This window comes from Rhodococcus sp. NFXS4 (assembly GCF_058139645.1).
Genome location: NZ_CP192221.1, coordinates 3,959,502 through 3,979,872 on the forward strand (window position 1 = coordinate 3,959,502; position 20,371 = coordinate 3,979,872).

19 protein-coding genes are annotated in these 20,371 nt (G+C 68.5%); 18 read left to right on the plus strand and 1 reads right to left on the minus strand.

Features of this window, described 5'->3' with window-relative positions:
• Nucleotides 1-121 precede the first annotated feature (121 nt).
• From J4E04_RS18720 to J4E04_RS18805, 18 genes are all read left to right on the plus strand, one after another.
• Nucleotides 122-1,168 (plus strand): DUF8176 domain-containing protein, encoded by a 1,047-nt coding sequence (locus J4E04_RS18720; RefSeq protein ID WP_490149295.1) that lies wholly within the window; start codon nucleotides 122-124, stop codon nucleotides 1,166-1,168.
• Entirely contained in the window at nucleotides 1,165-1,929 is a 765-nt protein-coding gene (locus tag J4E04_RS18725) for a hypothetical protein (RefSeq protein ID WP_490149296.1), read from the plus strand. Before J4E04_RS18720 ends, J4E04_RS18725 begins: the two co-directional genes overlap by 4 nt.
• A complete protein-coding gene (locus tag J4E04_RS18730; RefSeq protein ID WP_490149297.1) occupies nucleotides 1,926-2,456 on the plus strand; it encodes a hypothetical protein in 531 nt (176 codons plus the stop codon). Before J4E04_RS18725 ends, J4E04_RS18730 begins: the two co-directional genes overlap by 4 nt.
• Nucleotides 2,453-2,719, plus strand: coding sequence for a hypothetical protein (locus tag J4E04_RS18735; RefSeq protein WP_490149298.1), 267 nt, complete (start codon nucleotides 2,453-2,455; stop codon nucleotides 2,717-2,719). The genes J4E04_RS18730 and J4E04_RS18735 overlap by 4 nt, the downstream gene beginning before the upstream one ends.
• A 43-nt stretch (nucleotides 2,720-2,762) precedes the next feature.
• On the plus strand, nucleotides 2,763-3,044 hold the full coding sequence (locus J4E04_RS18740; RefSeq protein ID WP_490149299.1) for a hypothetical protein: 282 nt from the start codon (nucleotides 2,763-2,765) through the stop codon (nucleotides 3,042-3,044).
• A 40-nt stretch (nucleotides 3,045-3,084) separates the two neighbouring features.
• Nucleotides 3,085-3,429, plus strand: coding sequence for a hypothetical protein (locus J4E04_RS18745; protein ID WP_490149300.1), 345 nt, complete (start codon nucleotides 3,085-3,087; stop codon nucleotides 3,427-3,429).
• The gene (locus tag J4E04_RS18750; RefSeq protein WP_490149301.1) at nucleotides 3,426-4,061 is read left to right on the plus strand and encodes a DUF8175 domain-containg protein; all 636 of its coding nucleotides are present in this window, start codon (nucleotides 3,426-3,428) and stop codon (nucleotides 4,059-4,061) included. Before J4E04_RS18745 ends, J4E04_RS18750 begins: the two co-directional genes overlap by 4 nt.
• On the plus strand, nucleotides 4,058-4,939 hold the full coding sequence (locus J4E04_RS18755; protein ID WP_490149302.1) for a DUF8175 domain-containg protein: 882 nt from the start codon (nucleotides 4,058-4,060) through the stop codon (nucleotides 4,937-4,939). The genes J4E04_RS18750 and J4E04_RS18755 overlap by 4 nt, the downstream gene beginning before the upstream one ends.
• Nucleotides 4,930-6,543 (plus strand): hypothetical protein, encoded by a 1,614-nt coding sequence (locus tag J4E04_RS18760; protein ID WP_490149303.1) that lies wholly within the window; start codon nucleotides 4,930-4,932, stop codon nucleotides 6,541-6,543. Before J4E04_RS18755 ends, J4E04_RS18760 begins: the two co-directional genes overlap by 10 nt.
• Nucleotides 6,543-8,036, plus strand: coding sequence for an SCO6880 family protein (locus J4E04_RS18765; protein ID WP_490149304.1), 1,494 nt, complete (start codon nucleotides 6,543-6,545; stop codon nucleotides 8,034-8,036). Before J4E04_RS18760 ends, J4E04_RS18765 begins: the two co-directional genes overlap by 1 nt.
• Before the next feature lie 53 nt (nucleotides 8,037-8,089).
• Nucleotides 8,090-9,991 carry an ATP-binding protein gene (locus J4E04_RS18770; protein ID WP_490149305.1) on the plus strand — a complete coding sequence of 634 codons (1,902 nt, stop codon included), beginning with the start codon at nucleotides 8,090-8,092 and terminating at the stop codon, nucleotides 9,989-9,991.
• Nucleotides 9,988-10,305: a hypothetical protein gene (locus J4E04_RS18775; protein ID WP_490149306.1), complete on the plus strand. Its 318-nt coding sequence runs from the start codon at nucleotides 9,988-9,990 to the stop codon at nucleotides 10,303-10,305. Before J4E04_RS18770 ends, J4E04_RS18775 begins: the two co-directional genes overlap by 4 nt.
• Complete coding sequence (locus tag J4E04_RS18780; protein ID WP_490149307.1) at nucleotides 10,302-11,957, plus strand: peptidoglycan DD-metalloendopeptidase family protein; 1,656 nt, start codon at nucleotides 10,302-10,304, stop codon at nucleotides 11,955-11,957. The genes J4E04_RS18775 and J4E04_RS18780 overlap by 4 nt, the downstream gene beginning before the upstream one ends.
• Nucleotides 11,954-12,526, plus strand: a complete 573-nt coding sequence (locus tag J4E04_RS18785) for a hypothetical protein (RefSeq protein ID WP_490149308.1) — start codon at nucleotides 11,954-11,956, stop codon at nucleotides 12,524-12,526. The genes J4E04_RS18780 and J4E04_RS18785 overlap by 4 nt, the downstream gene beginning before the upstream one ends.
• 43 nt (nucleotides 12,527-12,569) lie before the next feature.
• The gene (locus J4E04_RS18790) at nucleotides 12,570-14,447 is read left to right on the plus strand and encodes a type IV secretory system conjugative DNA transfer family protein (RefSeq protein WP_490149309.1); all 1,878 of its coding nucleotides are present in this window, start codon (nucleotides 12,570-12,572) and stop codon (nucleotides 14,445-14,447) included.
• Nucleotides 14,444-15,145 (plus strand): DUF4913 domain-containing protein, encoded by a 702-nt coding sequence (locus tag J4E04_RS18795; RefSeq protein WP_490149310.1) that lies wholly within the window; start codon nucleotides 14,444-14,446, stop codon nucleotides 15,143-15,145. Before J4E04_RS18790 ends, J4E04_RS18795 begins: the two co-directional genes overlap by 4 nt.
• Nucleotides 15,145-16,701: a hypothetical protein gene (locus J4E04_RS18800; protein ID WP_490149311.1), complete on the plus strand. Its 1,557-nt coding sequence runs from the start codon at nucleotides 15,145-15,147 to the stop codon at nucleotides 16,699-16,701. Before J4E04_RS18795 ends, J4E04_RS18800 begins: the two co-directional genes overlap by 1 nt.
• Nucleotides 16,702-17,194: 493 nt before the next feature.
• On the plus strand, nucleotides 17,195-17,986 hold the full coding sequence (locus J4E04_RS18805) for a GNAT family N-acetyltransferase (RefSeq protein ID WP_490150577.1): 792 nt from the start codon (nucleotides 17,195-17,197) through the stop codon (nucleotides 17,984-17,986).
• A gap of 131 nt (nucleotides 17,987-18,117) precedes the next feature.
• On the opposite strand, the gene J4E04_RS18810 is transcribed toward J4E04_RS18805, so the two are convergent.
• Nucleotides 18,118-20,313, minus strand: coding sequence for an MMPL family transporter (locus J4E04_RS18810; RefSeq protein ID WP_490149312.1), 2,196 nt, complete (start codon nucleotides 20,311-20,313; stop codon nucleotides 18,118-18,120).
• Nucleotides 20,314-20,371 lie beyond the last annotated feature (58 nt).

Below are 20,371 nucleotides of genomic sequence, written 5' to 3' on the forward strand. Positions count from 1 at the left end.
GAGGGAGACCGTCGCACTTCCTGTCCGGCCGGCCGCATCCGGCCGGGCGGGAGTACCGGCACCCTCACCGCCGCTCAACCCCACCACCACGCCGCACAGCACGGAAGGGACACCCCGACGAATGGCGACCGACGATCACCACCCCGGCTCGACCTCCCTGTTCCCCGATCCGCAGGAGAGCTTCGACCGCACCATCCCGGCGCCCAATCCGGTCGCCCCCTCCGTCACGGACGGCTCTCTCCCCGACCTTTCCGCCTGGCCGAACGGTGAAGACGACTTCCTCACCGGCGCCGACGGGTTCGTCGACGACACCGACGAGCACGAGTTCGACGCCGACACCGCGTCCACCGTCGCGAGCGACGACACACTCGCGGGCACGTCGGCGCCGCAGCCGATGTCGATCCTCGACGGCGGCCCGCCTCCGCAGTGGGTCCGCACGCACATCCCGGCCGACCTTCTCGTCCCGACCGCTCCCCCCCGCAGATTCCGACGGACCCGCAACACAGCACCACCGGCGGACCCTGCCATCGACTTCACCCACCTCGACGCTGCGCCCGAGCCCGAGCCGGTGACCCCGGCCGGCATCCGTACGGGCAGCGCAGCGGCCCGCCGCCGCCGCGGCTCCATCGCGGTCGCCGCGGCCGCCGCGGTCGTTCTGCTCTCTGCCGCAGGCGCCGCCGCCGCACTCACCTTCGGCGACGACAACGGGCCATCGTTGGCAACGCCGGACACGACCGAGCAGAACGACACAACTGGCACGTCCAGCACCGCCGTCACGCCGGATACCGCTACCGCCGCGGAGGTGCGGTGGTGCACCGAACAGGCCACCGCCGACGCGGTGACCACCAGCGCGGCCGGGGACCGCTCTTCTGCGGCCGGAGTCATCGCCGCGTTCGAGCACGCCTACTACGTGCAGCGCTCCGGAACCGCGGTCGCAGCACTGATGGTGTCCCCGGCACCACCGGACCGCATCCAGGACGCAATCGACCAGACCCCGGACGGTACCGAGCACTGCGTCACGGTCACCCCCGCAGACGTCCCGGACGTCTTCGCCGTCGCCCTCACCCTGCGCACCCCGATCGGGTCCGAATCGGCCATCGCCTCCCGCATCACCATCGCCCGCACCGATCAGAGTTACGCCATCTCGTCCATCGAGGAGATCCGATGAGCACCGTCGTCCCACTGCGCCCGGGTACGGCCACCACCGACCCCGCCGCACTGTCCGTACTGGTCGGGTCTGGACACGGCGGCGCCGGTGCCACGAGCACCGCCCTCGGCATCGCCGCAGCCTTAGCAACGCCGATATTCCGCATCGTCGCCGTCGACGCCGTCACCGACGGTGGAAACCTGTTCACACGCGCCGCCGCCGCACCCTTGAGCGCCCCCGCGCTCGTCGCCGGGCTGCCCGCACCGGCCGCGGACACCACCACCGGCGCGGTGATCCTCGGCGCCGCACCGGACCGGACCGACCCTGCACTCATCGACTTACTGATCGCCTCGCGCGGAGCCGCACGAGTTTTCGACGCCGGCACTGCCGTCGACACCTCTCGCTTCCTCGGTGTGCGCCGCAGCTCCGCTGTGGTGCTGTGTTCAGTCGTGCGGGCCGAACCACTGACCCGACTCCGCGATGCCCTCGGACGCATCGACGCCGTCCACGGGCGCAGTGAACTGGCCCGCACCGTCATCGTGCTCACCCACACCCTCCCCGACCCGGTACTCGACCTCGCCCCCGTCATCGACGGACTGCGCCGCGCCGTCGGCGCGGTGATCGAAGTGCCGTTCGACCCCGCCGCCGCAGCACCAGGACTGTTCGACCACCGCGCTCTCGCGCCGACGTCGCTGGCGGCGTACGCGCAGATCGCGGCCGCAGCCCTCACCGCCGTCCCCGCACACACCACCGAGCAGCAGCGACGACAGGAGAACGCATGACCACCCGACAGGCCGTGTCCCCAGCAGTGTGGTTGCTCGGAGCGACTCGCGAATGCGGAGTCAGCACCATCGAACGGTTCCTCGCGTTCACCGGAGACGCCGAGGGCCGTTGGCCCGACGGCGACGACCGAGAGAACACCTCCCCGTACGTCGTTCTCGTCGCCCGAAGCACCTACAAGAGCCTCTCGGCGGCTCAGAACCTCGCCCTCGCCCACCGGGACGGACGCGTCGGACTCGGTGCCGAACTCCTGGGGCTGGTGACCGTCGCCGCCGCTCCGACGACCGACAAGCCGATACGCCAGCACCGTCAGGTGGTGGCGGCAGCGTTCGAGCGCCACTGGTCGGTCAACTGGCACCGGTCACTGTTGTCCGCCGACACCGATCGGCTCCCTTGGTGGCATCCCCTCGACGCTGACGCCGCCGCACCGGCCGCGGGAGTTCCCGCCGACATACACACCCTCGGGATCGAGCTGACCAACACCATCCACGACCGCATACCGACCCTTTTCACCGGAGCCGGCCGATGATCACCGCCGACATGCTCGCCGCCGACACAGTCGGTCCACACCTGTTCCCTCTGCCCTCGTCGATCACCACCGCCGCGATCTACGTCCTCGCCGTGGTGATGACCGGCGCCGTGGCCACCACCGCATTCGCCGTGACCCGGATCTTTCTGGCCTGGAACAACAACGTCCTTCCCTCTGACGCCACGAGAACCACGGCCCGCGGCGCGATCGGCGTCGCGATCACCTCGGCTCTCGTGCTCATCGTCATCGTTCTGAACCGCTGACTCCCCACCCACGTAACGCCCACTGCATCGAGGAGAACCCATCATGTTGCTCGCCACCGCCCACGACACCGCTGTTCTGGCAATCGAATTCAACATCACCCCCGAAGTGCCCCCCGGCGCCAACGGGTTCCTTCGCATCCTGAACTGGCTGCTGTGGGGAGTACTTCTCGCGTGCGTCGCCGCCATCGTCCTGTCCGGCGGAAAGATGGCCTGGGAGAAGTGGAACCAGGGCGCCACTCAGGCACCCAAGATGCTCCTCGGCGCACTCGCCGGCGCTGTCATCGCCGGCGGCGCGAACGGCATCCTCAACGCCGTCACTGCCTGATGAGCCCCCGGCGCCTCGCACACATCGGGCACCACCGCTCATGACCACGGCCGTGTACGCGCTGCCCGAACAGGTCACCGCCGACATCAGCACCGCCCTCGGCTGGGTCCTCGGCCTGGTGGCCGCGCTGTGCGTGGCCAAGATCATCTTCGTCGGCGCCCGCATGGCCTGGGATCACAAGCACACCCCCGGGCTGGAATCGCCCGTCGCCGCCGAGTTCGCCGCCGCCGTCATCGGCTGGATCCTCGCTGCGTCCGCAGCCGGTGGCATCGCCCTCGCCTTGCTCGACGGCGGCTCCGACACCGCCCCCACCACCGATCCCGGCGGCAACCTCGTCGAGCAGATCGAACAGGTCAATCCCCCTCGGGAAGGACGACAACCGTGAACCACCGCCACCACGCCCACCGTGCTGTTCGTGCGGTGGCCGCCACCGCAGTGGTACTCGCCGCTGTGGCCTGCGGCTCCGGCTCCAACGCACCGCCCTCCGGTCCGACGACACCGACCGTCGACCCTGCGCGGGCACCGGCGATCGCATCGTGGACGACGGTCGGCGGCGTCGCGGTGCCGCTCGGCTCGATCGACGGCCCGACATCGGACCCGGGGCGCCCGTTTACCGGTTACTCCCACACCCCGCAGGGTGCGGCACTCGCAGCGATCGCCCAGTCCGTGCAGCTCTCGACGGCGGCCGACGATCGGTGGACGACGGTGCTGGCCGCCGTGACCGTCCCCGGTCCCGGCCGCGACACCTACGCCGCGAACCGGGCGCTGGTGACCGTCAGCGGCACCGACCCCGCTACCGCTCCCGAGATCCTCGGCTACACGATCACCGATTACACCGACACAGCCGCTGATGTCTCTGTGGTGCAACGCTTCCCCGACTCCTCACTGGCCGCGTCGAACACCACCGTGCGCTACACCGGCAGCGACTGGAAGCTGTCGCTGGACACCGGCGGCGCGGTCACCGCTCTCGGTGCCGAGCCGGCCGACATGGTCGCACTTGACGGGGCCGACAGATGACCGAGCCGTACAACGCACCCGAACCCCAGCCTGCGCCGGTCACCGACACCGAACCGGAAGGCAAGAAGATCGGCACCCTCGGATGGGTCGGCGCCGGGTTCGCGGTCCTGTTCCTCGTCGCCGGCCTGGTCGTCTCACTGGTCGTCCTCGTCCGCGGCGACGACTCACCGCTGGTCCAGCTCGACGACCCGACGGGTGCGCCGGCCGCGGCTCCGGACCCATCTGCCGGTCAGTTCGAACCGGACCCGGTCTTCGACCCGCTCGGCCGGGTGTCCTACGTTCCCCGCGACCCCGCTGGGGTTGTGCTCGATCAGGCGGCCCCGCCCGCGAGCCGACCGGACACCGCCGCCCCGTCCGGGGTGATCCTCGAACGCATCCACGGCAACATGACGCTGCCGTTCTCCACCTCCGACGGGCCCACCGCCATCGACGACTCCGGTGTGGCAACGGGTTTCGCCCACACCCCGCAAGGGGCGGCCTTGGCTGCCTCGCACTACCTGGCGTACTACTACGGCGGAAACGACCGGGTCGACATGCTCGCTGCCTCCGGTCAGGTCGACGACCCGGAGTCGGACCTGCGGGTGAAGAAGATGGCCAACGATCTGCGCGGCGAAGTGTGGCAGGCCGACGGCGCTCCGGCCGCGGCGTTTCCTTCGGTGCGGGTCGACTACGCGGACCCGCTGGCGCGGGTGTGGTTCGGCTACAGCGCCACCACCGACGCCCGCACCACCTACAGCCGTATCCGCCTCGACGTCCTCTGGCGCGAGGACCGGGGCTGGGTGCTCCAGGCCCGCCGCGCGAAGGATGAGCAGGGCCCGACCGCGCTCGGCACCCGCGACGAGATTCCCTTCGAGTCGGGGTGGATGACATGGTGGTGACCCGGGCGCTACGCGCTGTCGTGCGCGGCGGCGCAGCGGCGTTCATGACCCTGCTCGTGCTGCTGGGCGGGACCGGTATCGCGGCCGCACAGGATCCACAACCGGCACCCTCGGAGGACGACAGCTCGATCGTCGAGGACGCACTCGGAGCAGCTCAGTGCGCCACCCCCGGTGGTCTCACCGGTGCCGTGGCGACTGAGGTACTCGGCGCAGTGACCGGCTCCGCAGTCGGTGACACCTGTGTCGACGACGTCGCGGAGGTGTCGGAGGCGCCCATCGACGCCGTCGAGAACGCCGCCAACGGTGTGTTCGAGAAGGCCGGCCTCACGTTCGGCGAGGCCGGATCGAGCGCCCTGAAGTTTGCACTGGGATGGTTCATCTCGATTCCCGGTCAGGACGCTGCCGCGTATCAGACCGTGCTGTCGAAGGTCGGGCAGTACACCTACGACATCCAGACCGCCGCGCTGATCCTGTCGATCATCCTGCTCGGCGGCAAACTCGCTCTCGCCAGGTCGGGCATGATCCGGCAGGTCTCCGAGGAGGGGCTGCGCCAGCTCGCCCGAGCCACCGTCGTGGCCGGGTCCATCGGGTTCTTCGTCGTCGTGGGCACTCGCATCTCCGACGGTGTCGCCACCTGGTTTCTCGATTCCACCGTCGGTGACGACCCGGCGAAGCTCGTCGAGGCGATGGTGCGCCTGGCGAGCTTCACCAGCCCGGGAGGAACTGCGCTGCTGTTCGCGATCGGCATCATCGGCCTGCTGGGTGGATTGATGATGGCGTTCCTACTGCTCATGCGCAACGGGATGCTCGTCGTCGTGTCGGCGTTCCTACCGATCGTCGCGGCCGCGGGTGGCACCCGCGTCGGAGCCGGCGCCTACGACAAGTTGATCTCCTGGACGCTGGCGTTCCTGCTGTTCAAGCCGGTCGCGGCGTTCGTCATCGGGATCTCGGCGATGCTCTTCGCCCAGTCCGCCCCGTCACAGGACAACGACGGCGGCGCGATGGGTGCCGTCGTGGGAGCGATGCTCCTCGCCTGCACGGCATTCGTGCTGCCGTCACTGATGAAACTGCTGATGCCACAGACCGCCGGGGGCGCAGGAGGTCTCGCCGCGGCCGCGGGCCTGGCTGCGGGAGCGGTCAAGCTCGGCACGATGGGCTCCGGTGGAGGCGGAGGCAGTGCGGAAGGGCTCTCCGCGACGCCTCCTGTCACGCAAGGCGCGGACAGCGGCGGTGGTGACGACGGGTGGGCCCCGTCCGCCTCCTCCGGCCCGGTGCCGGACTCGTTCGGCGTCGGCCCTTCCGGAGCCGGTACCCCCTCCGCGTCGGACTCCTCCGGCCCCACCGGTTCGGGTCCGAGCAGTGCCGGTCCGACCCCGGCGGGTACGTCGAACGCCGACAGCGGCGCTCAGGCCGCCGGACGTGGCAGCGACTCCGCGTCGGCGGCCGCCGATTCGAGCGGGAGCTCCGATGTCCCACCGTCGTTCGGCACCGGCGCCCTGGGCGCGTTGGGCTCCGCGTCCGGCGCCGCTGGGTCCACCGACAGTGCCGCGGACTCGGCGCTCGGCCGCTACGACACCACTTCCGAACCCGATGGGAATGCCTGATGAGCACTCAGAATCGACCCCCCACCTACGGTGCGTGGCGCCGCCCGCAGTCCGGTGGAGCGTTCGGCGCAAGCTTCGCTGCCACCCTGTTGTCGATGGGCGCCGCCGTGGTGGTGATCCTGACGTTCGCGATCACCCGATCCTTGGTGGTAACCGGGCTGGTCATCGCCGTCTCGGCGGTGGTGCTGATTCCGATGCTGATGAACGACGACGGCCTCTCGGGCACCCGCCGGTTCAGTGGGTGGCGTAGCTCGATCATGTCCGCCCGCCGCGGTGAGGACGTCTACTCCTCCGGGGCGTTCTCCCGCGTCCCCGGCGGGCTCCTCCGGTTGCCGGGGGTGCTCGCGGGAACCGAGCTCTACGAGTCGATCGACTCGGACGGCCGCCCGTTCGCGATGATCCACATGCCCGACAAGCACCTCTACACAGTCCCACTGGCCGCGGAACCGCAGGGCGGAGAGAACTTCGACCAGGTCCACCTCGACCGGGCAGTGGCGAACTGGGGTCAGCAGTTGACCTCGTTCACCACCACCTCCGACATCCCGCTGGTGGTCGCGGTGCTCGACACCGTCCCCGACACCGGAACGGTGCTGATGGAGACCGTGCGCGCCAGGGTTCGCCGCGACGCACCGCTGCTGGCGCGCCAATCGATGTACGAGACGGCGACCGGCACCTCCACGCGCGGAATCCGCATGGCCGCACGGCTGTCGGTCACCTTCGAGGCGCAGACCGCCGACCGACGCCGCGACCCTGCGGAGCAAGCGGTGGAGATCGCCACCCGCCTGGGAGACATCACCCGCGCCGCCGCCGCGGCCGGAGTGATCTGCACTCCCATGACTGCCGACGAGATCACCGGCACCGTCCGCCGCTCCTACGATCCCGCCGCTCTCGAAGCAGTGGAGGCGGCGCTGTACTCCGGTGAGGGAACCGGTCAGGCGTGGGCGGACGCCGGACCTCGGACACATTTCCGCAAGCCCGACCGGTACTTCCACGAGAGCGCGGTGTCGGTGACCTGGGAGATGCGCGTCGCCCCGAAACGCGCTGTCCCGGAACGGGTACTCGAACGCCTGATCCGACCGCACCCGGAACTGCCTCACAAGCGGGTGGCGATCGTCTACCGGCCCCACAAGGCCGCCGAGGGCGCCGATGTCGCCGACAGCGACTTCCGGAACGCCGCCGCCCGCCGCACCGGCCGCACCGGCCTGCAGAAGCAAGCAGACATCAACGACGAACGCGCCGCGAACCTGGTCCAACAGGAGCAGGCTCTCGGGCACGGCCTGACCCGGTTCGCGGTCCTCGTCACCGTCACCGAACCCGACGGAGACACCGCCGTCATTCCCCGCATGAACGCGATCCTGCGGGACATCTCCACCCAGGCGCTTCTCGAGATGCGTGTGTCGAAGCACTGGCAGGACGCCGCGTTCGCAGTGTGCCTGGGCGTCGGGGTCTCCGCACCCGATCACACCTCACTGCCCCGCCTCGCCGACGGCTGACCCGCGCCCCACTCGCCCGCTCGTAGTCCCCGCCGACGAAAGGTCCACTCCCGGTGTCCGATACCACTCCCCGCCGTCGTGGCCGCGCCGCTCCCGCCAAACACAGCGACCCGGCCGCGAAGTTCCACATCCTGACCGAGGACGCACGCTCAGCCCTCGAAACACGCCTCGCCGCAGCGAATCCCGCTGTTGCACTCTGGTTGCGAGCGCGGCTCAACCGGGACGACAACCATCGACGCAACCGAGCGCGTGCGATGGCACTGCTCGGTGACGGGTCCGCGGCGACCGCCTACGACAACGTCGACGGCCGCGGGTTCAGAGGTGCGGGCGGCGGCCGGATGTCGACGGTGCTGCCACCGGTGGAGTACCGCGGCTCCACCCGCCAGGTAGCAGGTCTCTACCCGTGGATCTTCGGCGCCTCCGCACCCATGATCGGCCCGATCCTCGGACCGCACCTCAAGACCGGCGCCCCGGTCGGGTTCTCCCCACTCGCCGCGAAGGAACGCGGCACCATCAGTGCGCCGTCGTGCACCATCATCGCCCTCAACGGCATGGGCAAGTCCACGCTGCTGCGCCGAATGGCACTGGGCGACATCGCCGCCGGCATCCGGGTCATCTGGCCCGGCGACGTCAAGCCGGACGGCCGCAAGCTCACCGAAGCGGTGTGCGACACCGGCGTCAACGAAGTCGGGTACGGCACCGGATCACTGAACCCGCTCGACCCCGGGCCGATCGGCGTGGCCCTCGCCCGCTACGGCGCACACATGGAGCTCGACGTGCTGCGTCGCTACGAGTTCGCCCTGCACTTCCGGCAGGTGAACCTCATGATCGCCCTCTGCGAGATCGTGCGCCGCTCCCCCCTTCGCGACTTCGAGGAAGCCGTCGTCGACTCCGGCCTCCGCCAGCTCTACACCCCCGTCGCCGACGGTGGGCGCGGCCACGACATCGACGACCCCGCCCGGATCTCTGACCTGCTCCGCCTCGTCGAGGCCGGGTCGGAGGAACTCCTCGCAGACGTCGTCGCCGACGATCCGGACGAATACCGGGCGCAGGTCAAGCCGCTGCTGCGCACGCTGCGGGCACTGACCAAAGGCCGGTTCGGGGAGACCTTCGACAACGCCACCACCGTCCGCATCGACGTCGACAACCCCTCGACGTGCCTGGACATGTCCGCCGTCCCCGAAGGCGACGCCCTGATGCGGGCTGCGGTGCTGATCGCAGGGTGGTCCGAGTCGTTCGCCGCCGTCGACGCCGCGCATCTGCGGGCGATCACCGGAAACGGACCGCACCTGGCGTTCTCCATCGTGATGGACGAGTTGTGGCAGGTCCTCTCGTGCGGCCCGACGATGGTCGACCGGCTCGACGGCGCCGAGCGCCTGCAACGACGCACCGGCGTCGGCATCATCAAGGTCACCCACTCCATCGTCGAACTCGACAAGGCCGGCGCGATCGGCACGTTCGAACGCTCCCGCGCCCGCATCATCGGACCCGTCCCCCGCTCGGAGATCGCCCGACTCTCGCAGGTCATGCAGTTCACCGAGCAGGAGAAGACGATGCTCACCAACTGGTCGGACTCCGCCGACCTCGGCACCTCCGCCACCTCGCTCACCGCCACCCGGGTCCGGTGCACGCACTGCAATCGCTCCCTGTACTTCCTCGCCGGCGGCGACGATGAGGTGTGGGTGCACCAGGACAGCGACGCCGCCGCGTGCGAGGCACTGTCCCCGTTCGACAAGGTTCCCGACGGCGCCGTGGTCGCGGAGCCGGCCAAGCAGAACACCCAACGGCCCAGCGGCATGGGTCACTTCCTGCTCAAACTCGGTGAAGGCGGCCGCCCCGGAGTGCCGTTCCGGGTGTGGGTCACCCCGTCGGAAAAAGCGTCCGGCATCCACAACACCGACGCAAAGCTCGACGCGGCCGCCGACGAGCAGCGCCGAGCGGCGGCCACGCGATGAGCACCCACACCGGTGACGCCGCCGAGAACGCACGCCGCAAGTACAACGTCGTCGACGACGACACCCGCGCCGCCGCAATCGCCTCCGTCTGCGCCGCCATTGACAGCGGCACCTCGTTCACCGCCGCGTGTCGAGCGGTCGCTATCAACCTCGACGTCGCCGACACCACCGTCCGAGGGTGGGTCAACAACTCCGGGCAGCGACCACGCGGCGACATCGACGAGATCCACGAGCTGCGCCGCGCGCTCGCCGTCGCCGCCGACCTCAACCACCGACTGAGCCGATCCGCCCGCGCCGGAACGTCACTGGCATGAACACCAAGTCCTCGATGACCTCGGTCCTCGCCGCCGCGGTGGCAGCACTTCTCGGACTGGCGGTCCTCGCCGCGATGATGGGCCAGGAGGAAGAGGAACGGGCCGCCGCCGACTGCCTCCCCGGCAGCTCACAGATCGGGGTTGCACCCGGCAATAAGCTCGCCCCACCCGGGTCGTTCATCAAACCGGTGGACCCCGCACAGGTGACGCTGACCAGCGGATTCGGCCCACGATGGGGGACAGTGCACCAGGGCATCGACCTCGCCGGTCCGATCGGCACCCCGATCTACGCCGCGGCCGACGGCGTCGTCCACGACGCCGGCCCAGCCACCGGCTTCGGGCAGTGGGTGGTCCTGGACCACCAGCTCGGCGGAAAGACCATCTCCACCGTCTACGGGCACATCGACTCCTTCTCGGTCGCCGTCGGACAACCCGTTCGCGCAGGCCAAGCCATCGCCACCCTCGGCAACCGCGGTGAATCCACCGGCCCACACCTGCATTTCGAGATCTGGGACGGCGGCCGGACCGGCGGCACCGCCGTCGACCCCGCGGCGCAGTACGAAGCCGCCCCTGCACCCGGCCAGAGCTCGCCCATTCCACCCGCAGCTCCCGCCCCCGCACCGCCGGTGGGCCGGCTCGCGGGCGCTCCCGGCGGCGCCGACCTCTCCGCCGTCACGCCCGCCTCGCTGGGGTCGGAGTCCAATCTGCAGGTCGGCACCAAACGCGTGATGCGGGCGCTGGCGCTGAAATTCGGCGACCGACTCGACTCGCTCGGCGGCTGGCGCGCCGACGGCGGCGCCGCGACCGATCACCCCGAAGGCCGCGCTGTCGACGCGCTGATCCCCGACTACTCCTCCGGCGACGGAGTCGCACTCGGCGACGAAGTCCTGAACTACGTCATGGGCAACGCCGAGTTCTTCCACCTCGAGTACGCCATCTGGCGGCAAACCATTCACTTCCCCAGCCAGGAACCCCGGCTGATGGAGGACCGCGGGTCCGACAACGACAACCACTTCAACCACGTCCACATCACCGTCGACGCCTCCGGTTTCGACGACGCCGCCGCCGACTGGGGCTCACTGCCCGGCGGAGGCGGCGCGGCAGCGGCCACCCCGCCGAACTGCACAGTCGCCGGCGGGGTGCTCGGCGACGAGCTGGCAGGGGGCTCGGTGCCACCGGAGTTCGAACCGTGGATCCGCAAGGCCGGAAACATCTGCCCGCAGATCAAGTCCTCACTCCTCGCGGCTCAGCTCGACGCGGAGAACGGGTTCGCCGCGGGCGCCGGGGCTCCGGTGTCGAACACCGGCGCACAGGGGCCGGCTCAGTTCATGCCCGGTACGTGGGCCACCTACGGCAAGGACTACGACGGCAACGGCGCCGTCGACGTCAACTCGATCGGCGATGCGGTGATGGCTCAAGGCCACTACATGTGCACCGTCGCCGGAATCATCGACGCCGCGATCGCCGACGGACGAGTTGGCGCCCCGAACGGCCCGAACGAGCTGTACCTCGCGGGCTACAACGCCGGCGAAGGCGCTGTCCTCTCCTCCGGAGGCTTCCCCACCGGCTCGACCGACTACATCGTCCAGACCCGCCCGTACGCCGACAAGATCATCGCCGCCGAACCCACCTACCGGAAGCAGAACTCATGACCACGACCACATCGCGGCGGCGAACCACCCGCCGGATCGGTTGCGCCGCATTCGTACTGGGTGCCGCTCTGCTGGCGGGGTGCGCCACCGACGAGCCGGACCCGATACCCGAGGGCACCGACGCCTACGTGCTGATCGACCCTCTCGATCCCCGAACTCTCGGACCCGAACCGGCCGCGGCGGCCGCAATGAACGCGATCCTGTCCTGGCAACCGGCCACCGACGCATCCAAGGCGGATGCCCTATTGCGCGCTCGACCCTGGCTCGGCGGCGACCTCGCCGCCCTCGTCGACGCACCGGATACCACCGCCCCTAACGGAATCCGACCCGACCGGGAATGGGACGCCTGGGCGCGCTCCGGTGACACGCTCACCGCCACCTGCGCGCCCGCCGCCGATACGCCGAACTCCCCGGACGGGATGCGGACGGTGATCGTCGACGTCAGCTGTCGGCAACAAGTCCTGCACGCCTCCGGCTCCGTCACACCTCGCGCACCCGAGATCTGGCGGACCACCGTCACCGCCACTCCGGACGGATGGCACGTCACCGACTTCAGCTACCGCACATGACTTTCCACCCACTACACCCGATCACAGGACGAAGGGATCACCCATGAGCACCACCGTCAAGGACCCCACCAACGACGCCGCCGCCCTGAAATTGGTGGCAGCCGCTGCGGGGGCGGCAATCGTCGTCGGTGTGGGCGCCTCGGCTTCGCTGCGCTGGGGCTCCGCCCTGTCCGATGTTCGACAGGAGATTCCCGTCAATCCCGCCGATGTCATCAGCCAGCTCTATACCGGCGACCTCGTGTGGTCGACCTGGGCGACGGTGATCGCGGTGTTCTTCACACTGCTTCTGCTGGTCCTGGTGGGGGTCATCTCCGTAGCGGTGACGCGGCTGCGTGCCGGCCGCACACGCGTGGACGGTATCGCCGCGCATCTCGCTTCGCTCAAGGACGTACGGTCGCTGACCGCGCAGGCCTGCCGGGAGACTGCCGACAATCTCGGCACTCCCATCGAGAAAGGTTCTGTTCTTGGCGTTCCGCTGGGATTGATGGTGGGAACGAACGTCCCGCTCTACGCCGACATCGAGTCCACTCACATCGACATCTGGGGACCTCGGTCGGGCAAGACGACCTCACGCGTCATTCCCGCCGTTCTCGGCGCCCTCGGGTCCGTTCTGACGACCAGTAACAAGCGCGATGTCGTCGACACCACCCGAGCGTTCCGCGCCGACATCGGCACGGTGCGGGTGTTCGATCCGCAGAAGCTCGCGAACGAGGACCCGGCCTTCTTCTGGGACCCGCTGTCCTGGGTGCGCTCGGATACCCCCACCACCATGCGCGTCACCACCGACGACTCCGACGTCGTGGACCACAGCCGCTTCGAGGACGACACCGCAGACTCCTCGGTGCAGGAGCTCAAGGCCGCGGCCCTGGCCAAACAGTTCGCCGACAGTGACGACGGCCAGCTCGCGAAGAAGGACTCGTTCTTCGATCCGGAGGGTGAGGATCTGCTCGCGTCCCTGTTCCTCGCCGCCGCCGTGTCGCGGCGCCCCATCACTCAGACCTACCGGTGGGTGACGGACGTCCGCAACCTCGAATCGATCGATCTACTACGCGACGCCGGATACGAGCTGATCGCAGACGGTCTCTACGCCCACTACAACGCCACCGACAAGCAACGCAGCGGCGTCTTCACCACCGCCAAGAAGATGATCAACTGCCTCAAGTTCCGCTCTCGGCACGCCTGGATCGAACGCTCCGCCGCCGGCGATACCCGCCCCGAGTTCGATCCCGCGGCGTTCGCCCGCTCGACCACCGACACCCTCTACGTGTTGTCCAAGGAGGGCACCGGGTCAGTCCGGCCCATTGTCACCGCCCTCACCGTGGCGGTGTGCGATGAGATCCTTGCCCATGCCGCCACCATCAGGGGCGGACGCCTGCGCACCCCGTTCCTGTTCGCCCTCGACGAGGTCGCCAACGTCACCCGGTGGACCGAATTGCCGAGCCTCTACAGCCATTTCGGCTCCCGCGGCATCATCATCATGTCGATCTTTCAGTCGTGGTCGCAAGGAGTCCGTTGCTGGGGCCAGGACGGTATGAGCGCCCTCTGGGGAGCGGCGAACGTCAAGGTCTACGGCGGCGGTGTCGCAGTAGACGACGGCTCGTTCCTGCGCAACATGTCCACCGCACTCGGCGATCACTACGAGTTGACCGGATCGGTCTCCACCGGCCGCGGCGGTTCGTCACAGTCCCAGCAGCGCAGCAAGATCCGCACGATCGACGAAGCGGACCTCGAAGCCCTGCCCCGCGGCCGAGCGATCATTCGATCCTCCGGCAACCGCCCGGTGCTGGTGAAAACGGTTCCGTGGATGAAGGGCCCTCATGCGAAGGCGGTCCGAGCAGCCGACGCCGCCTGCGACAAGGCCGGAAGTGGCGCGGGTATCACCGCCGACGTCACGCACGTGGGCGAAGCGGCTCCGCTGTGACCGACGACGACTTCGATCCCCACGCAACCACGTCAGAACCCGACATCGACCTCGACGCGGACACTGCGGATGCCGGCAGGGACGAGACACACACCGACCTGTCGACGAGCATGCAGGAGTACGTCGACGCCGAGGTCGACCGCCGTATCCGCGCAGAGGTTCGCACCATCGCCGGCGCCGCCTTCACGGAAGCGTTGACACCGGAATTGTTCGAGCAGCTGAGATCGGCCACCGCCCGCACTCTGGCGGCCATTCTCGCAGCCCGAGCGCACGCCGCCGACCAGGAGGCTGCGGCGGCCGAATCCGCGGCGGTAGTGCAGGTGTATCCGACGTTGCTGGCGTTCGTCGATGCCGTGATCCGCCCGCACTACCGCCGCGCCGTCGACAGTCCCGAGCACAACTGGTGCACCCAGTGGTGGCTGCACGGAGAGGCGTTCCGGCGCCTCGACGCCCTCTGGCGGGCGTGGGAGCACCTCCGTAAGGACCCGCAGACCGGGATGAGCGTGTGGTGGAGGGACCACGCCGACCACCACATGGGCAAACTCCTCGATCCGAGCGGCACCTTCGCCAAGTGCAGCGTCCGACACGGCCATAAGGACACCCTCCCCCCGCTGCCTGCCGACGCTCCCAACGCAGCTCTGTTCGACATCCCCTCCGACCCCTCCACCGCCACCGCCAAAGCTGAAGGAGCCTCCTGATGACTCAACCCGACGACACCGTGGGAACCGACCTGTCTCGCTCCCTGCGCACCGCACTGCAAGCCGCGTTGTTCCTGGGCGAAGCGTTCGCCCGCGACCGTGAGACTCGTCTCCGCGACGCTGCCCGGGTCAGCGAGGCCAACGCGCGGGCTCTGCGTGCGAGGTATCAGGCCGAGCGTCGATCTGCCGAGGCCCAGCTCCGGGGTGTGCATTCCTCGAAGTGGTGGGACGCCGCCACCGCCGGCGTTTTCGCCGACACCTACCGCACCGCTCACGCCTGGCGTCAGGAATCGCCGCTGGCCGAGAGCACCGTCGCGGTCCTCGACGAACAACTTGCCACCCGACACCGCATCGACACCGGTGCGCTCGGTGCCGACCCTGCCGCCGTCGCCGCCGAGGTCGGGCGCGTCCTGGCAGCCCGCGAAGAGAACGCCACCGCCGCCCAGCCGTACAGCGAACGCGGATTCACCGTGCTCGCGGACCGCCCTTTCGGGCGTGGCTTCATTCCGACCTGGGATCTGCGGCAGGCGGATGGCACCGCCGTCGAGCAAGCGACGATCGACAACGATCCGAAGTACTGGGCGATGCATCTCGGACGCGACGACAACGGCGACCTGATGCCGGAGTTCTTCTGCACCGACCCAGCTGCCGCGGGGTTGGAGCGTCCCGTACCGCCGCTGTATCTCGTGCACGAGGACTGGTGGTGGGAGATGGCGGCGGAGCATCAGGTAGTCGAAGCGCACGAGCAACTGGTCTGTGAGGGCGCCGCAGCCGGTGTCGCGCGCGTCCGTGACGAGATCTCGCGCCGGTACGGCGTCGATGCTCGCCCGCTGGCGGGACTACCCGACGAGCTGCACGCGCAACTCACCGCCGTGGTCGCCGACCGCGCGACCGCGGCCACACGCACCGAGCAGACCGTCGACGCGCAGAGGACTGCCGCCGCTGTCGCCGTCGCCACCGATGCCCGCAGCACCACCGTTTCCGCCGTCACCCATGAGACGTCGAAGACCTCGCCGCAGGAGGTCGAGTTGGCGGCCGCTGTCGATTGGGCCAAGCACGCCATCCCCCGCGATGCCGAACGGTACGTCTACGGCACGGGCCAGAGGAAGGACGCGGCCCGTGAGACCGTGACGGCGGCGTGGGAGCTCGCCCAGGCCAAGGAGTGGGCGAACGACCAGGCACCGACGCTGGCGGTGGCGCTCGCCGACACCGAGAAGAAGCCCAGCCGCGAGGACTACCTCGCGGCCCGCGACGCGCTCGTCGGTGAGTGGGACAGCGCCGGCCGGCCCACCACGGAACTGGCGGCGACGATGCCTGTTGGCGGGGACACCCGGCCGGTGGCGCGAGCGTACGACTCGGAGGAACGCCGAACCGACCTTCGCGCCCACCTCGAGGCCGCCGGCGTCGAACCCGACGCCGTCACCGCACGCCTGGCAGCCGATCGCGACAACGCCCATCCCATCGGCGGAACCAGCACTGCACCTGCCGCAACGAAAGCATCGAAGGGAGATCGCAGCGGTGGCCGCGGAGTCAGACAAGAACGTGGCGACCGCTGACTTCGTAAGCGCACAGTCGCGGGTCGCCGCGCCGAGCGCTCGGCACGAGGCCACGATCACTGTGGACGACCACGCCCCACGGGGAGGGTTGGCTACCACCGGATCACCAGCAGCAGCCTGTAGCGGCTGACGGGCGCCGTTCAATCCTCAGTGACCGCGGCCGGAATCCGGCCGCGGTCACTGATCTCGTACCCCGCCCGGTACCTTCCCTCCAGGACGCGCACGTTCGCCAGACTGGGCCGAAAATATAGCCTTACCTTGTGTTCACTTTGATCGGAGTACGTCCGCGCGGCTCATCGTGATTGATGTTCGAATTCTCTACCAGCGAGACTTGCTTGCCTGGATTGATGCGAGACGTCAGTCGGCAGCTGTGTGGGGGACGGACGAGCCGGTGGTTCGTGATGCGGAATCACGGGAGTTCGCGTCCATCGTGAGTGATCCTCTGCGGGTCGCAGCGGGGGCATTTGTCGGACGCCGAATGGTCGGGTACGTGATGACGGATTTCGGGCGGTGTGAGCCGGACGGCGTCGTCGAGTCGGAGGCGAGTGCGGACCCGACTGGTACGAATGTGATGCCCGCGCTACTTTCGTTCGCCCTCGGTTGTTCAGCCGAGCATTGCAGTCGAACGCGGTCGCGCGCCGACGCCGTTCATCGAGTGACGGTGCCTGCTTACGATGAGTCTGCGCGATTTGCGCTGCAAGCCGCGGGTTTTCGCCACCGCGCCACTGCGTGTGTGATGACGGCGAACATCGGACTCGGCCCACAGGACGCCACCAGTGGGCATGACATAGACCTGCGACCCTTCAGTAGGAATCGGGATCCCGGCAGTCAGATCGCGTTGCACAATTCGGTGTTCACCGACGTTCCCGGTTCGCCGACATGGAACGGTCGAGACTGGTCACTGTTCGTCGACGAGAAACCGGAATTCGTCTCCGAATGGTCCTTTCTCGCGTTCAGTGACAGCTTGCTGGTGGGTTACATACACATGGAGAAGTGGGTCGACGACACACCGGCGCCGCCGAACAGGTCCTACGGGTGGGTGTCCCGAGTGGGTGTCTCTCGGCGACATCGCCGACGGGGAATTGCGGGATCCTTGCTCACCGAGGCAATGCAAGCCTGCGCCGGCTCTGGGATCACCGAGGTTCGCCTGGAGGTCGACTTGATGAATCCGACTGCGCCAGTCGCGTTGTACAACAGGTTGGGGTTCGTGGAGGTGCAACGGCGAGCCCAATACGAATCCCCGGTGACGGCTCGCTCTCACGGCGCGGTGCCGCGGGAGAACTGACCACCCGCGCTTGCATCGTGCGGTGGTCCCGCAGTGTGGTGCTCCGTCTCCGTCTCCGTCACCAGCTCGGCGACCGGGCACCGACAGTTCGACGGTGACCGGTCACTTTGCGGTGACGCACTTTTCGGGTGCTACTGACCGATCCCCGTCGGACTCTCCGGACGGCTGAGGTCGTCCAGACGCTTGGTGAGGTTCTCGCCTTCGATGTCGATGTCGGGGACGATTCTGTCCATCCACTTCGGGATGTGCCAGATGCGGTCGCCGACGATCGCCATGACGGCGGGAACGATCAGCATGCGGACGAGGAAGGCGTCTGCGAGGACACCGACAGCCAGGGCAAATCCGATGGTCTTGAGTGTGACGTCCGAACTCGTGGCGAAGCCGGCGAAGACCCCGACCATGATGACGGCGGCGGCGACGACAACCCGGCCGCTGCTGACGAAGCCGGCGATGATCGCTTCACGAGCTGATCCTCCGTGTACGTACGCCTCGCGCATTCGAGTCACGAGGAACACTTCGTAGTCCATCGCGAGTCCGAACAGGATGCCGGTGAGCAGGATCGGCAGGAGGAAGAGCACCGGCGATCTGACGTCGATACCCAGCACGTCACCGAGCCACCCCCATTGGAACACCGCGACGGTCGCCCCGAGGGACACCCCGAGGGACAGCAGGAATCCGAGCGCAGCTTTCAACGGAACCCACAGCGAGCGGAACACGGCGATGAGAAGAACGATCGCCAGCAGTACGACGACGGCGAGATACACGGGGAAGACTTCGGCGAGTTCCTCTGAGATGTCGACGCCGACCGCCGTCGAGCCCGTGACGAGAGCGCGTGCGCCGGTGTCCTGCGGCAGGTTCGACAACCCGCTGCGTATATCGCTCACCAGGTCCTTCGTCGCCTGCTCGGACGGACCCGATGTGGGAATGATGTTCACGTTCGCGAACTGCACTGCCTCGAGTTGACTTTGCAGGGCCACATCGGCCCCCGGCGCCGCGGCGTCCACGGCGGGTAGGACCGCTGAAATGTGGGAATCGGGCTGCGCTGCAAGATCGCGCAGTCTGTCGGTCGCCTGCGTCACGGCATCGACCGGGTCCGCGGCGTCGGCGGTGTCGATCACCACCACCAGTGGCCCGTTCGCGCCCGGACCGAAATTGTCCGCGATCAGATCGTAGGCCACCCGGCTGTCCGTCCCTGCCGGCTTCGTCCCGTCGTCGGGGAGGGCCAACTCGATGGACGTGAGTGGGAGGGAAGCGGCAGCGGCGAGCGCGACTCCGCCGATTACCACCACCCACTTGCGCCGAATCAAGAAGCTCGCCCACCGACTCGAGATGGAGGTGCGCTTCTCTTGCTTGTCGGCGCCGTCGCCGGCCTTGACTTTACCTGCTGCGCGAGCACCGGCGAACCCGAGGAGCGCGGGAAGCAGGGTGAGCGCGATGACGACGGCAATGGCAACGGTGAACGCGGCCGCGAGTCCCATCTGTGAGAGGAACCCGATTCGACAGATCACCAACGCCACGAGCGCGATGATGACCGTCAGTCCGGCGAACACCACCGCCGATCCGGCCGTGCCCACTGCACGACCAGCGGACACGGAGAACGAATGGCCGCGCCGCACCTCCTGCTGGAACCTCGACATGATGAACAGGGCGTAGTCGATACCCACGGCGAGGCCCAACATCGCACCCAGCGCGGGGGTGACGGAACTCAGTTCCGTGAACCCGCTCAACATGGTGATCCCCGTCAAGCCGAACGCGACACCGATTAAAGCCGTGATGAGCGGCATACCGGCAGCGACGAGCGACCCCAGAGTGAAAGTCAGCACCACGAAGGCGACGACGATCCCGATGATCTCCGCCAAGGGCAACTCTGATTCGGCGGCCAGCGCATCCCCACCGATTGCCACCTCGAGCCCCGCGTCCTCTGCAGATCGCGCGACTGCCTCGAGGGCATCGGTATCGGCTTCGGCCAGTTCCGCCCCGGGCACCGTGTAGGTCACTGTGGAGTATCCGACTCGCTGCCCAGCCGAGATGGTCCCTGTCGTGAACGGATCCGAGACAGACTGCACGGCGTCCGACCGCAGCAGCGACAACGCGTCCTTCACGGTCGCTTGATTGCGGACATCGATCAGCGTCTGACCCTCGGGTGCTTCGAACACCACCCGAGCAGTAGCGCCGTCCGGTGCTGCCTGCGGGCTCCGCTCTTCGATCAAGGTGAATGCCTCGGTCGACTCCACGCCCGACAGTTCGAACTTGCTGCTCAGCTCACCGGACAGCGTGCCCGCTCCGAGGCCCCCCAACGCCAGCAGAACGAGCCAGACAGCGACCACGATTCTTCGGTGGTCGAACGACCACCGTCCCAGTCGAAACAGGTGCCAGGCCATGCTC

What these genes read in the sequence shown, in the direction of transcription:
- J4E04_RS18720 (WP_490149295.1), top strand. Translation starts at nt 122, where the DNA reads ATGGCGACCGACGATCACCACCCCGGCTCGACCTCCCTGTTCCCCGAT.
- J4E04_RS18725 (WP_490149296.1), top strand. Translation starts at nt 1,165, where the DNA reads ATGAGCACCGTCGTCCCACTGCGCCCGGGTACGGCCACCACCGACCCC.
- J4E04_RS18730 (WP_490149297.1), top strand. Translation starts at nt 1,926, where the DNA reads ATGACCACCCGACAGGCCGTGTCCCCAGCAGTGTGGTTGCTCGGAGCG.
- J4E04_RS18735 (WP_490149298.1), top strand. Translation starts at nt 2,453, where the DNA reads ATGATCACCGCCGACATGCTCGCCGCCGACACAGTCGGTCCACACCTG.
- J4E04_RS18740 (WP_490149299.1), top strand. Translation starts at nt 2,763, where the DNA reads ATGTTGCTCGCCACCGCCCACGACACCGCTGTTCTGGCAATCGAATTC.
- J4E04_RS18745 (WP_490149300.1), top strand. Translation starts at nt 3,085, where the DNA reads ATGACCACGGCCGTGTACGCGCTGCCCGAACAGGTCACCGCCGACATC.
- J4E04_RS18755 (WP_490149302.1), top strand. Translation starts at nt 4,058, where the DNA reads ATGACCGAGCCGTACAACGCACCCGAACCCCAGCCTGCGCCGGTCACC.
- J4E04_RS18760 (WP_490149303.1), top strand. Translation starts at nt 4,930, where the DNA reads ATGGTGGTGACCCGGGCGCTACGCGCTGTCGTGCGCGGCGGCGCAGCG.
- J4E04_RS18765 (WP_490149304.1), top strand. Translation starts at nt 6,543, where the DNA reads ATGAGCACTCAGAATCGACCCCCCACCTACGGTGCGTGGCGCCGCCCG.
- J4E04_RS18775 (WP_490149306.1), top strand. Translation starts at nt 9,988, where the DNA reads ATGAGCACCCACACCGGTGACGCCGCCGAGAACGCACGCCGCAAGTAC.
- J4E04_RS18780 (WP_490149307.1), top strand. Translation starts at nt 10,302, where the DNA reads ATGAACACCAAGTCCTCGATGACCTCGGTCCTCGCCGCCGCGGTGGCA.
- J4E04_RS18785 (WP_490149308.1), top strand. Translation starts at nt 11,954, where the DNA reads ATGACCACGACCACATCGCGGCGGCGAACCACCCGCCGGATCGGTTGC.
- J4E04_RS18790 (WP_490149309.1), top strand. Translation starts at nt 12,570, where the DNA reads ATGAGCACCACCGTCAAGGACCCCACCAACGACGCCGCCGCCCTGAAA.
- J4E04_RS18800 (WP_490149311.1), top strand. Translation starts at nt 15,145, where the DNA reads ATGACTCAACCCGACGACACCGTGGGAACCGACCTGTCTCGCTCCCTG.
- J4E04_RS18805 (WP_490150577.1), top strand. Translation starts at nt 17,195, where the DNA reads ATGACGGATTTCGGGCGGTGTGAGCCGGACGGCGTCGTCGAGTCGGAG.